We start from the raw sequence: 12812 nt of genomic DNA, 5'->3' as shown, positions 1-12812 counted from the left end.
GGCGGCGTCACTCCTCACCACCCTCGTCGTCGGTGCCGTCGCCGCCGTCGCCGACGACCACCAGGTCACCCTCGGCGAGGGTGCCGTCGACGGCCGTGACCTCGGCAAAGCCCTGGGCGGTCAGGCCGACCTCGACCTCGACCAGCTCGGCGACGCCGTCGCGCATGACCTCGACCCGCGACTCGCCGCCCGGCCCGGCGGTGAGCGCCGCCAGCGGGACGGCGAGCACGTCGCCCTCGGTGCTCTCGATCGGCACCGTGATGCGGACGTTCTGGCCGCGCAGCGCCTCGGCCTGCTCCGGCGTCAGCTCGCCCGGCGTGACGGTGACGTCCCAGCCGGTGGCGCCCTCGCCCTCGGCCTCGGCGATCGCCGTGATGGTGCCGGGCACCTGCTCGCCGGTGGGCAGCTCGATGGACACCGCCTGCTCCACGGCCAGCAGCTCGTGGTCGGCGTCGTCCACGTTCGCGGTGACGACCAGCGAGGCGCCGCTCACCGACATGACGGCGCCGTCGATCTGGCCACCGCGGCGGACGTGCACCTCGTCGACGCGCCGCGGCAGGCTCGGCACGAACACCACCTCGGACGCGGGCAGCGGCGTGCCTGCGGCGGCCGCGGCCTCGTCGCGAGCGGTCTGTGCGTCGGCCAGCTGGTCGCGGGCGTCCTCCACCGCGTCCTCGAGTGCGTCCTCGTCGGCCGGTGCGCCGTCCGGTCCGGGCGCCGCCGCGTCGAGCGCGTCCTCGGCGTCTTCGACCGCGTCCTCGGCCTGTTCGACGGCGTCGTTCGCGGCGTCCAGCTCGGCCTCGGCCTGCGGGTCCGGCGCCGGCGGCTCGTAGCCGATCCGCTCGAACAGCTCCTCGACGGCGTCCCCGGTCGACGCGGTGTACTCGTCGTCGACCTCGCCCGGATCCAGCCCGAGCCGGTCCAGCGTGATCTCCAGCTGCTCGACGTCGGGGCCGCTCATGCCCGGCCGCATCGACCGGTACATGGGCAACTCGCCGGCCAGCGCGATCAGCGGCCGGCCGACGATCTCCAGCAGGGCCGCGCCCTCCGCGATCTCCGCGCCGACCTCCGGCACCTGGCCGGTCACGATCGGCGGCGTCTCCAGTCCGCCGGTCTCCGGCGTGACGTCGACGGCGCCGGCCGCGGTCACGTCACCGCGGGTCACCACCTCGCTGTTCAGCGCCCGCAGCTCAACCGGCACCGTGACCTCGGACGCCTCGGGCGCGGCCGTCCGCGCGATGGCGTCGGCGGGAGAGGTGATGCGGGTGCCGGCGAAGATGCCGGCGCCCAGGGCGATGACGGCAGTGCCGCCGACGATGAGGAGGGTCCGGCTGCGCGCTCGGCTCACCCGACGCCACCGGCGTTACCCGCCGGGCCCTCCGCCATCGCGTCGCGATAGCGCTCCAGCTCGGCCCGGTGCTCCTCGACGAAGTCCTCCTCGAAGCCCCACGCGACCTCCTGCTGGACGTCGACGAACTCCTGCTCCTCGCAGTCGTAGTCGGCGGTCGCGACCGCGATCTCGTACTCCTGCAGCTCCGCCAGCGCCGCCTCGTCGACGTCGACCTCGTCGGGGCCGCCCATGGTGACGCTCGGGCCGTCCTCGCTGGTGTCGTCGCCGGAGCCCTGGTCCTCCCAGCCGTAGAGCTCGCTCATCCGCTCCATGACCGAGTCCTCGGCGGCCGTCGGCGTGTCGAACTCGCTGTAGCCGGCCTCGGCCATGCACGCCGACCACGCCTCGGTCGCCTCGATGATGCGCGGGTCGCTCTCGATCCGCTCGCGCAGCGCCTCCAGGTCCTCGAACAGGCCCTCGAACTCGCTGAAGTCCGGGCCCTTCATCATGCCGCCGTCCTCGCCGAAGACCTCCGCGCTGGCCTCGCCGTGGCAGCCCATGTCCTCCGGCTCTACTGGCGCGCCGGTCCCGCCCGGCCCCGGCGCGACGGAGACGGCGCCGCCGCCCTCGGCCATCTGCACCGTGTCACCCCAGAGCGTGCGGGAGTACTCCTCGAGGGCCGTCTTGGACAGGCCCTCGCGGATCGCCTCGTTCGGGTCGGTGGACTCCTGCTCGTCGCCCTTGTTCGGGTCCATGAGCGTGGTCATGCCGTAGCCGTACTCGCGGGCGAACTCGTCCGGCGGGAGCGCATAGGCCTCCGCGAACGGGTCTTCACCGGTGTCGCCGCCGAACGGGTCGACCGGGACGTACTCGAAGCCGGCCTCCTGCATGCAGGCGGCCACCAGCTCCTCGACCTGGCGCATCTGCTGGCGCTGCTCCTCGTCCATGTCCCCCGCGGACAGGGCGACCGTCATCCGGCCGCCGCCGGCGAAGCCGGAGTTCTCGCCCATGTACTCCTCCAGCGGGCTGAGCTCCTCGCCGTCGCCGGCCTGGTCCGCGGAGTCGCCGTTCGTCCCGTCGTTCTGCCCGCCGCTGCCGTCGTCGTCGCCACAGCCGGTCAGGACCAGACCGGCCACGCAGGCGAACGCCAGCAGCCGGGCCCGTGCTCGCCAATTCGTCATGCCTAGAGGGTGCGAAGTCCACTGTGAAGAACCTGTGAAGGAGCCGTCAGATCGGCGCTCTTCACAGGTTCCTGACAGGTTCCTGCCACACTCGAATGTCATGGGAGCCCGGATCCTCGTGGCCGAGGACGACGTCAAACAGGCCGAGCTCGTCCGCCGCTACCTCGAGCGCGAGGGTCACTCCGTCGTCATCACCCACGACGGGCGCACCGCTCTGGACGAGGCTCGGCGGCGTGAGCCCGACCTGCTGGTGCTCGACGTGATGATGCCGCGCGTCGACGGCCTCGACGTCTGCCGCATCCTGCGCACCGAGTCCGACACCCCGATCATCATGCTGACCGCGCGGTCCACCGAGGACGACCTGCTGCTCGGTCTCGACCTCGGCGCCGACGACTACCTCACCAAGCCGTACAGCCCGCGCGAGCTGGTCGCCCGGGTCCGCACCATCCTGCGGCGGGCCGACCGGCTCCGGACCGCCGACTCGCGGCTGCGCATCGGCGACCTCGTGGTCGACACCGCGCGGCACCAGGTGTTCGTCGACGGCCGCGAGATCGACGTGACGCCGGCCGAGTTCAAGATCCTGGCCTGCCTGGCCGCGGAGCCCGGCCGGGTGTTCCCGCGGCAGAAGCTGCTGGAGCAGGCGTTCGGCTTCGACCACTATGCGCTGGACCGAACCGTGGACGTGCACGTCATGAACCTGCGGCGCAAGATCGAGACCGATCCGGCGGCGCCGGCGTTCCTGCTGACGGTGTATGGCGTCGGCTACAAGATGGCCGATCAACCAGGAGTGCGCGATGCGTCGTAGCCTGTTCGTCCGCCTGCTCGTGCTGTTCCTCGGCGTGGCGATCATCTCCATCGCCGGCACCGCCTGGCTCACCACCCAGAGCACCAGCCAGCGCCTCCGCGGCGAGTTCGAGAGCACCCTCGAGGCCGACTCCGACGTCTACGGGGCGCTGGCCGCCTACGCACAGAACCACGACTCGTGGGACGGCGTCGGCCCTTTGGTCGACGAGCTGGCCGAGCGGACGGGGAACCGGGTCGCGGTGACCGACCCCGGCGGCGAGGTGCTGGCCGACTCCGCCGCGTCCGGCGGCGGCGCCCCGCCGCTGCCGTCCACCCCGACCGCGGAGATCGACCCCATGGCGCCGCTGGCCGTCATGGACGGCGGATTCGCGATGACGGCCGCGGCGCCGATGGCCATCGAGGGCTGGGCCGGTGGCGGCGGGGTGGCCCGCGAGGACGCGCCGTCGGCCGACGCCTCGCCGGAGCCCGGCAGCGAAACCGCACCGCCCGACGAGCTCATCAGCCTGCAAGGCACCAGCGCGGAGCTGAGCGTCGTCAGCGGGCCGATGGCGACGCCGCTGGACTGGCGGCTGACCGAGGAGGAGGCCAAGACCCGCGAGCGGCTGGTCGCCGAGGCCAACGCCTGCCTGCAGCAGCTCGGGACCGACGGGTTGTTCGTCAGCCCCGACGGCACGGTGCTGCGGACGTCGTCGGACCCGGTCGGCACCGTCCTGGAGAAGCCGCAGGAGACCATCGATGTCGCACCCGTCGACACCAGCGTCCGCGAGTGCGTGCCGAAGGAGCTGTCGCTGGCCAGCGAGGCCAGCCAGGCGCTGAACAGCGAGCAGGCGCGGCTGACCGAGGAGTGCCTCACGGCGGCCGGCGTCGCCGCGGCACCCACGTTCTCCCCCGAGACCGGCCTGATCCAGCTCTCCGTCGACTCCACCGACGCGACCGCCCTCGCCGCGCTGGCCGACTGCTCCGTCCAGGCCGGCGAGCAGGCGATGGAGCCGTTCCTCGCCGACCCCGCGCTGCTGTACATCGGTTCCACCGACCGGTTCGACGCGTTCACCGGCGACGGCTGGGTGCGGACCGCGCTGACCGGCCTGGGCGTGCTCGCGGCCGCCACCGGCGTCACCGTCTTCGCCGGCCGGCGCCTGTCGCACCCGATCCGCACCCTCACCGACGCCGCTCAGCGGCTCGCGGCCGGCGCCCGCGGCACCCGGGTCAAGGTCACCGGCCGCGACGAGGTGGCCGCGCTGGGGCACGCGTTCAACGCGATGGCATCCTCGATCGAGGCGAACGAGCGGCAGCGCAAGGCGATGGTCAGCGACATAGCGCACGAGCTGCGCACGCCGCTGGCCAACGTCCGCGGCTATCTCGAGGCGGCCGAGGACGGCGTCGTGGCGATGGACGCGCAGCTGGTGACGTCGCTGCTGGAGGAGTCCACGCTGCTGCAACGTCTGATCGACGACCTGCAGGACCTCGCCCTCGCCGACGCCGGCATGCTGCGCGTCCACCGCGAGGACACCGACGTCGCCGAGCTGGCCCGCCAGGTGGTCGCCGCGCACCAGCCGTCCGCGTCCGCGTCGTCGGTCGAGCTGGTCGTCGCCGCGCCCTCGACCGTCGTCGCCGACGCCGACCCGGTGCGGCTGCGCCAGGCGCTGGGCAACCTGGTGGCCAACGCCGTCCAGTACTCAGGCTCCGGCAGCACCGTGCTCGTCCGGGTGTCGCACGACGTGGCCACCGACGAGGTCGTCCTCGCCGTCCGCGACGACGGGCCCGGCATCGCGCCCGAGCACCTGGAGCACCTGTTCGACCGCTTCTACCGCACCGACACCTCGCGCACCCGCGCCACCGGCGGCAGCGGTCTCGGCCTCGCCATCACCAAGCACCTGGTCGAGGCGCACGACGGCACAGTGACGGTGTCGAGCATGGTCGGCGCCGGGTCGACGTTCACCATCAGGGTGCCGGTGCGCGCAGCCGTCCCGGCCGCATGAGCCGTGCGGTATGCTCGGCGTCGTGCCGCCTCTAGGGGCGGCATCTGCGGGTGTAGTTCAATGGTAGAACTCCAGCTTCCCAAGCTGATAACGCGGGTTCGATTCCCGTCACCCGCTCCACTCAGGTCACGGCCACCCACTGCGCGTAGAAGATGCCGAGCCCCATGGCCACGCAGCTGCCGGCGATGATCCAGAAGCGGATCACGATCGTGACCTCGCTCCAGCCCTTGAGCTCGAAGTGGTGATGCAGCGGCGTCATCCGGAACAACCGTCGGCCGCCGGTCAGCTTGAAGTAGCCGACCTGCAGCACCACGGACAGGGTGACGATCGCGAACAGGCCGCCGAGGATGATGAGCAGCAGTTCGGTGCGGGTGGTGATGGCCAGGCCGGCCATCGCTCCGCCCAGCGCCAGCGCCCCGGTGTCGCCCATGATGATCCTGGCGGGGTGGGCGTTCCACCACAGGAACCCGATGCACGCGCCCACCAGCGCGGCCGCCACGACGGCAAGGTCGAGCGGGTCGCGCACCTCGTAGCAGGCCGGTCCCGGAGCGGTCTGGCAGTTCTGGTTGAACTGCCAGATCCCGATGAGCGTGTAGGCACCGAACACCATGGCCGACGCGCCGGTGGCCAGGCCGTCCAGCCCGTCGGTCAGGTTCACCGCGTTCGAGGTGCCGGAGATGATCAGCAGCGCCCAGACCACGAACAGCACGACCGGCAGGACGATCGGGGTGTCGCGCAGGAACGACACGGCCTGCGACGCCGGGGTCAGCGACTGGTCGTCCTCGAACCGGATCGCGAGCAGCGCGAACCCGAGCGCGACGACCACCTGCCCGGTCATCTTCGCCCGGCTGCGCAGGCCCAGGCTCCGCTGCTTGAAGATCTTGATGTAGTCGTCGAGGAATCCGACCAGACCGAGCCCGACCATCAGGCCGAGCACCAGCAGCGCCGAGACCGACGGCTCGGACGCGCGCGTCAGGTGGGCCACCGCGTAGCCGGCCAGGGCCGCGAGGATGATCACCATCCCGCCCATCGTGGGCGTGCCCCGTTTGGTCTGATGACTCGTCGAGAGTTCGTCGCGGATCGGCTGGCCGTAGCCACGCCGGACGAGCGCCCAGATGGCTGCCCGGGTTCCGAGGATCGAGACCACCAGACCGACGACAGCCGCGGTCAGTACTGCAGCCACCTGGCGTTCTCCCTCACCCATCGGCTCCGCGTCGGCGCACCCGGATCGCCGCGGCGACCGCCACGATAGCGGACCTCAGATACCGATATCCGCGACCACCATGCCCGTCGTCATCGGCGGCACCTGCGCGACGACCTCGGCGCGGGGGTCGATGACACTGGTCGGGCCGAGGCCTACGCGGTGCTCGTCGCGTTCGCCGGTGACGTCCGCCGACACCAGCCACATCCCGGTCTCACGCACGCGTTCGGCCCGGATCGTGTGGTGCAGGTTCTGCCACCGGTGCGCGGCCTCGCGGCGCATCATGTTCTGCGCGGGAACGAGGAGCAGGTGCGCGCCCTGCGCCGCGACCGCGGCAGCGGCTTCGGCGAACCGGGTGTCGTAGCAGATGTTGATGCCGAACCTGACGCCCCGCAGGTCGAAGGTCGGATAGGCGTCGCCCCGGTGGAAACAGGGACTCGCCGGCCACGAGGTGCGTCTTGCGGTAGCGGCCTGCTGCTCGTCGACCAGATAGCCCTGCAGGAAGCACTCCGGGAACAGCAGCAGATCGACGCCCTGTGCGGCGGCGCGCGTCGCGAAGTCCTGGAGGCACACCAGGGCCGCTTCGACGTCGCCCAGGAGTTCCGGCGTCTGGCAGGCGCCGACCCGCAACGTCACTCTCCGACGCGATGATCAGACGTCGACGAACAGATTGATCGTGACGACCTCGCCGACCTGCAGGTTCTCGCCACGGCGCACGACGTCCTTGATGGGGACGACGTAGCCGCCGTCTTTCGGGTAGAGCGACGTGGTCCATTCGGTGCCGTCGATGCGGGCGCGGACCGGGATCATCCCCCAGCCGTACGTCACCATCGCCGCCGCCTCAGCCAGCTCGGCCGCCTCGTCTGCCGGCACGGTGACGAAGTGATACGGCGACGGGCCGCGCCAGTGCCAGATCTCGCCACGGAACTCCAGATCCACCCGGTCAGCATAAGGAGGGACGGAGCGGCGTGCGGCTCGCCGTCAGTCGTGGACCTCGAGCCAGGCAAGCGCCTCCGCCCGGCTGCGCACGACTTCCCTGCCGAACCGAGGGAGGTCGACCATCGCGACCGGCCCGCCATAGAACGCGTCGTCGTCGGCGCGGATGCCCATGGCCGCCAGGTACTCGACCAGGATGTCGCGGTTGAACCGCCGCTTGATCATGCGTGCCTCGTACAGCTCCGGCCGTTCGAACGGCATTGGCGTGCCGTGCTCGTACCAGCTCCATCGGCCGTCGGCGCAGTCCGCGCAGAGTTCGCGGCGGTACGGCTGCAGTGGCGTACCGTCATGCCAGCTGACCCGCAACTGGGTTCCAGCGTGCCCGGGTCCGTGCCGCGGCGCGTGCAGAGCCGTCACACGGCAAACGCCGGGGATCGCGGCCTCGAGCGGCCCGGCCACCGACGGCTCGCCACCGAGCGCGTTGTTGTCGACCAGCGCGGTCCAGTTCCCATCGCACCCGATGATGAGGTACCGCGTGATCGGCACAGTGAACGGCTCCACCGTCTCGAGGCAGTCCGGGTAGCGCGGCAGGGCCTGCTGCCAAGGGCGGCGACGCCGCACCGTCCCGCGCCACACCGCGTCGACGACCCGCTCGAACGGGACCTCTAGATAGGACACCCACCAGCCGGCCGGACTGGCCGAGCCACCGAGCAACCGTTGCACGCCCGCGAGCCTAGACGGAATGCAGCGGCTCGCCCGTCACGTGCGTGACGAACAGCTCGGGGACGTCGTCGTCGGAGCCGCCGCGGGCGGGGAAGTCGAATACGCCGAGCATCAGCTGCAGCGGGTAGTCCGGCGCCTGGTGCACCACCCGCACGACCCGGCCGTCGACGCTGAAGGTGACGCGGCCCGGGCGCCAGTCGACGCCGTAGAGGTGGAACTCGGAGAGCTCGAGGTCGAGCCAGGGCGTCTCGACGTCGTCGCGCAGCAGCGGATCGCGGATCTCGCGGATGCCCATCCCGACGTTGTGCGGCGCGGACCCGAAGACCTCCGCGACCAGGATCTCGCCGGACCGCTCCGGCCGATCCTCGATGCCGGACATCCAGAAGGCGACCATCGACCGCTCGGTCACGACCCCGCGCATGCGCACCTCGAACCGCCCGTAGGTCGGCGTGTACCCCCAGAACGGCGGCTGCTCCTCGCGCACCGTCATCCCGGGCGCGAGCGGCTGCTGGCCCACCGTGCTGCCGACGGGGCCGGAGAACGCGCCGGTCTGCAGCGCCGACACCCGCAGCGGCTCCTCGTGCCGGTCGGCGGACCACAGCGCCTGCGTCGGCGGGATCCAGAGCCGCAGCTCGCCACCGCTCACGGCGTACGTCGCTGCCGACTCGGCCCGTGAACTCCAGTGCGAGAGGTAAAAGGGAAACCAGACGCTGGTGTCGAGGCGATCGCCGTCGAACCGTTCCTCCATGCGCACGGCCATGCCCGATCGTAGCCCCGAACCGGCCGCGCGAAACCTACTTCCGGACGGGGATCGGCGGGAGCCCGCGACCGACCGGCGCGGGCCGGCCCCGGCCCGTGGTTAGGGTGGGCGCATGCGTTTCGGCGTCCTCGGCCCGCTGGCCGTCTGGACCGACGACGGCGTCCCGGTCACCGTCCCCGGTGTGAAGGTCCGGGCGCTGCTGGCGGACCTGCTCGTCCACCAGGGCCGGGCCGCCTCCGCCGACCGGCTGGTCGAGGACGTGTGGGGCGACGACGCGCCGGCCAATCCCGGCGCCGCGCTGCAGGTGCGGGTCTCGCAGCTGCGCAAGGCGCTCGACGACGCCGAGGCGGGCGCCCGCGACCTCGTCGTCTCCCGCGCCCCCGGCTACGCGCTGGAGACCGACGCCGTCGACGTCGCCCGGTTCGCCCAACTGGTCACCGACGCCCAGTCGACCGACGCCGACCCGAAGCGGCGCGCGGACCTGCTGACGGAGGCGCTCGGCCTCTGGCGCGGCCCGGCCCTCGCCGACTTCGCCGACCACGAGTTCGCCCGCACCGTCGCCGCCGGCTGGGAGGAGCGGCGGCTGGCCGCGGTCGAGCTGCTCGCCGAGGCGCGGCTGGAGCTGGGCGAGCACACCGTCCTGGCCGCCGAGCTGGCCGCGCCGGTCGCCGACCACCCGCTGCGCGAGCGGCTGCGCGCCGTCCACCTGCGCGCGCTCTACCGGGCCGGGCGGCAGAGCGAGGCGCTCGACGGCTACGAGACGTTCCGCAGCGGCCTCGCCGACGAGCTGGGCCTGGACCCGGGGCCGGAACTGGCCGCCCTGCACCAGGCCATCCTCGAGCAGGACCCGGGCCTGACGCCGGCGCCGGGTCCGGCACGGCCACGGCGGCCGCGCACCAACCTGCCGCCGCCGCCCGCGCTGATCGGCCGTGACGACGCGCTCGCCGAGCTGCGCGAGCTGCTGGGCAAGGAGCGGCTGGTCACCCTGACCGGCCCCGGCGGCGTCGGCAAGACCCGGCTCGCGACGGCGGCCGCGCACCCGCTCGCCGACGGCTACGACGACGGCGGCTGGCTGGTCGAGCTGGCCGCGCTGGAGCGGCCGAACCCGCGCCGCGCCATCGACGACATCGCCGAGCTGGCCATGGCCGCCCTCGGCGTCCGCGACGCCGCCGACCCGGGCGAGCAGCCGGCCACCCCGTCGGACCGGCTGGCCGAGGCGCTGCGCGACCGCCGGATGCTGCTGGTGCTGGACAACTGCGAGCACCTCGTCGAGCACGCCGCCGCGCTCGCCGGCCGGCTGCTGACCACCGCGCCCGGCGTGACCGTCCTGGCCACCAGCCGAGAGCCGCTCGGGCTCAGCGGCGAGGTCCTCTGGGAGGTCCCGCCGCTGGACCTGCCCGCCGATGACGGCGACGACCGGCTCGCCGAGTCAGGCGCCGTGCGGCTGTTCGTCGAGCGGGCGGCGGCGTCGGCCCGCGGGTTCACGCTGGACGAGTCCACCGGCCCGGTCGTCGCCCAGCTGTGCCGGCGGCTCGACGGCATCCCGCTCGCGCTGGAGCTGGCCGCCACCCGGGTCCGCGCGCTGGGCGTGCACACGCTGCTGGACCGCCTGGACGACCGGTTCCGCGCGCTCGGCAGCGGGCCGCGCGACCGGCCGGCCCGGCAGCGCACGCTCGCCGCCGCCATCGACTGGAGCTGGAACCTGCTCGAGCCTGACGAGCAGGTCGTGCTCCGGCGGCTGGCCGTGCACGCCGACGGCTGCACGCTGGCGGCAGCGGAGGCCGTGTGCGCCGAGGGTGCCCTCGACGTGCTGGACCTGCTGGCCCGGCTGGTGGACCGGTCGCTGGTCGTGGTCGACGAGCGGGCCGGCGGGCCGCGCTACCGGCTGCTGGAGTCCGTCGCGGCGTACGGCGTCAACCGGCTGCACGAGACCGGCGAGCACGCCCTGATCCGGGCCCGGCACGCCCGCCACTACGCCGTGCTGGCCGAGCGGGCCGACGCCGAGCTGCGCGGCTCCGGTCAGGGCGCGTGGCTGCACACGCTGGACGTCGAGTCGGCCAACCTGCGCGCGGCGCTGGACACCGCCGAGCGGCTGGGCGACGCCGAGTTGGCGCTGCGGCTCACCGGCTCGCTGACGTGGTACCGGCTGCTGCGCGGCCGGCTCACGGAGGCCCGCCGGGCGCTGGAGACGGCGCTGGCGATCCCCGGCGACGCGCCGCCCGCGGTCCGCGGACAGGCACTCACCTGGCACACCGGCATCGCGGTCATGCAGGGCGACCAGCAGGACTGGGAGCAGCGCTGCGCGGCGGCGTTGCGCCCGTTCGAGGAGGCGGACGAGGCCGCCGCCCGGGCCCGCGCGGAGTGGTTCCTCTGTCACGCGACGTTCGACCTCGGCGACGCCGCTGTCACCGGCCGGCTGCTCGACCGCGCCACGTCGGGGTTCGCGGCCGCCGGCGACCGGTGGGGCCAGGCGGCCGCGCTCGTCCTGCGGGCGCGGCTGGCACACGTCGGCGGCGACCCCGCCGCGATGGAGGAGACGGCGTCGGAGGCGGTGCGGATCTTCACCGAGCTCGGTGACGGCTGGGGCGTGCTGCAGGCGACCGACTGGCTGATCGGGCAGTCGGATCTCACCGGCGACTACGAGCGTGGCCTGCGGCTGTGCGCCGACGCGCTGCCGCGGGCGGAGGAGCTCGGCCTGTGGCCGGACGTCGCCGGGATGCTGTCGTGGCTGGCCTGGCTCGGAGTGCAGACCGGCGACAACGCGGCCGCCCGCGCGCACGGCGAACGGGCGCTGCACCTGGCGAAGGAGCACGGCACGCAGGCCGCGCAGGTGTTCGCGTCGATCGGACTGGCCTTCGCCGCCCGCCGGGCCGGCGACCTGGACGCCGCCGAGGACCTGCTGACGCAGCTGATCAGGGCCGCGGAGCAGCAGGCCGAGACGGCCGGGACCGCCTTCCACGCGCCGATGGTGCTCAACGAGCTCGGCCTGCTCGCCGCCGAACGAGGCGACGCGGCCGCCGCGCTCGACCTGCACCTACGCGCCCACGACAGCGGCCTCGAGATCGCCGCCGGCCGCGATCAGACGTTCGCGCTGGAGGGCGCGGCGGCCGCCCTGGCGCTGGGCGGGATGGCTCACGACGCCGCCGCCGTGCTCGGCGCCGCGCATGCCGCACGCGACGCCGTCGGTCTCCCGCTCTCGCCGGCCGAGCAGCGGGAAGCGGACCGCATCGTGGCGCTGGTCCGGTCTGTGCAGGACGACGCCGCGTTCGAGGGGGCCCACGCCGACGGCGCACAGCTGACGTGCGCGGCCGCCCGGGAACTCGCCGGGCGGCCGCGCATGGGTCGGGTCGATCACTTGGGTGCGTAGACGCCCACGATGATCCCGGACTCGAAGACCGTCTGGTCGACGAGCTTCAGGTGGACGGTGTCGAAGCCGTCCCACACGCGGTAGCCGTCGCCGCCCGAGAGCACCGGGTACATCCAGAAGTGGTACTCGTCGACCAGCTTGTGCTCGAGCAGGGTCTTGTCCAGCTCGCCGGTGCCGTACTTGATGATGCTCTCGCCGGGCTGGGCCTTCAGGTCGGCGACGGCCTGCGCCACGTCGCCCTCGAGGACCCGCGAGTTCCACTCCAGCTCGCCGGTGAGCGTCCGCGAGGCGACGTACTTCGGCAGCGCGTTGAAGCGGTCCGCGATCGGGTCGCCGGCCCGCGACGTCCAGGCGTCCTTGAACCCCTCGTAAGTGGCCCGGCCCAGCAGCATGGCGTCGACGCCGTAGGCCAGGTTCGCGTTGTACTCGTTGTGCTGCGTGTCCCAGTAGGGCTGGCCCCAGACGTGCGGCTCCCCGATGGCGCCGTCGAGCGTGATGAAGGTCGACTCGATGAGCTTGCGCATGATGTCC

General features: G+C 73.0%; 11 protein-coding genes and 1 tRNA gene. 4 read left to right on the top strand and 8 right to left on the bottom strand.

What is annotated here, in order from left to right; genetic code table 11:
* Window positions 1-7: 7 nt before the first annotated feature.
* Window positions 8-1348 carry an efflux RND transporter periplasmic adaptor subunit gene (locus BLV05_RS06970; RefSeq protein WP_046767803.1) on the bottom strand — a complete coding sequence of 447 codons (1341 nt, stop codon included), beginning with the start codon at window positions 1346-1348 and terminating at the stop codon, window positions 8-10.
* The gene (locus BLV05_RS06965) at window positions 1345-2511 is read right to left on the bottom strand and encodes a hypothetical protein (RefSeq protein ID WP_052762287.1); all 1167 of its coding nucleotides are present in this window, start codon (window positions 2509-2511) and stop codon (window positions 1345-1347) included. The genes BLV05_RS06970 and BLV05_RS06965 overlap by 4 nt, the downstream gene beginning before the upstream one ends.
* A gap of 100 nt (window positions 2512-2611) precedes the next feature.
* Between BLV05_RS06965 and BLV05_RS06960 the strand changes: the two genes are divergently transcribed.
* The 3 genes from BLV05_RS06960 (at window position 2612) to BLV05_RS06950 (ending at window position 5414) form a co-directional block, all read left to right on the top strand.
* Entirely contained in the window at window positions 2612-3316 is a 705-nt protein-coding gene (locus BLV05_RS06960) for a response regulator transcription factor (RefSeq protein WP_046767802.1), read from the top strand.
* Window positions 3306-5294 carry a sensor histidine kinase gene (locus BLV05_RS06955; protein WP_046767801.1) on the top strand — a complete coding sequence of 663 codons (1989 nt, stop codon included), beginning with the start codon at window positions 3306-3308 and terminating at the stop codon, window positions 5292-5294. Before BLV05_RS06960 ends, BLV05_RS06955 begins: the two co-directional genes overlap by 11 nt.
* Window positions 5295-5340: 46 nt before the next feature.
* Window positions 5341-5414: transfer RNA gene (locus BLV05_RS06950), tRNA-Gly, on the top strand.
* Between the two features lies 1 nt (window position 5415).
* Here BLV05_RS06950 and mraY read toward each other — a convergent pair.
* The 5 genes from mraY to BLV05_RS06925 form a co-directional block, all read right to left on the bottom strand.
* A complete protein-coding gene (gene mraY / locus BLV05_RS06945; RefSeq protein ID WP_046767800.1) occupies window positions 5416-6477 on the bottom strand; it encodes a phospho-N-acetylmuramoyl-pentapeptide-transferase in 1062 nt (353 codons plus the stop codon).
* Window positions 6478-6552: 75 nt separating this feature from the next.
* A complete protein-coding gene (locus tag BLV05_RS06940; protein ID WP_052762286.1) occupies window positions 6553-7131 on the bottom strand; it encodes a carbon-nitrogen hydrolase family protein in 579 nt (192 codons plus the stop codon).
* A gap of 15 nt (window positions 7132-7146) precedes the next feature.
* A complete protein-coding gene (locus tag BLV05_RS06935; RefSeq protein WP_046767799.1) occupies window positions 7147-7434 on the bottom strand; it encodes a DUF1905 domain-containing protein in 288 nt (95 codons plus the stop codon).
* Window positions 7435-7476: 42 nt separating this feature from the next.
* Complete coding sequence (locus BLV05_RS06930; RefSeq protein ID WP_046767798.1) at window positions 7477-8154, bottom strand: hypothetical protein; 678 nt, start codon at window positions 8152-8154, stop codon at window positions 7477-7479.
* A 10-nt stretch (window positions 8155-8164) separates the two neighbouring features.
* Complete coding sequence (locus BLV05_RS06925) at window positions 8165-8914, bottom strand: glycoside hydrolase family 16 protein (protein ID WP_046767797.1); 750 nt, start codon at window positions 8912-8914, stop codon at window positions 8165-8167.
* Between the two features lie 112 nt (window positions 8915-9026).
* On the opposite strand from BLV05_RS06925, the gene BLV05_RS06920 reads away from it, so the two are divergent.
* A complete protein-coding gene (locus tag BLV05_RS06920) occupies window positions 9027-12281 on the top strand; it encodes a BTAD domain-containing putative transcriptional regulator (protein ID WP_046767796.1) in 3255 nt (1084 codons plus the stop codon).
* Here the strand turns inward: BLV05_RS06920 and BLV05_RS06915 are convergent.
* The gene (locus BLV05_RS06915) at window positions 12266-12805 is read right to left on the bottom strand and encodes a dihydrofolate reductase family protein (RefSeq protein ID WP_046767795.1); all 540 of its coding nucleotides are present in this window, start codon (window positions 12803-12805) and stop codon (window positions 12266-12268) included. The two genes, BLV05_RS06920 and BLV05_RS06915, sit on opposite strands and share 16 nt — an antisense overlap.
* Window positions 12806-12812 lie beyond the last annotated feature (7 nt).

Source organism: Jiangella alkaliphila (assembly GCF_900105925.1).
Lineage (GTDB): Bacteria > Actinomycetota > Actinomycetes > Jiangellales > Jiangellaceae > Jiangella > Jiangella alkaliphila.
The sequence above is the reverse complement of the archived record's forward strand: the minus strand, read 5'-3'. Positions and strand labels throughout refer to the sequence as shown.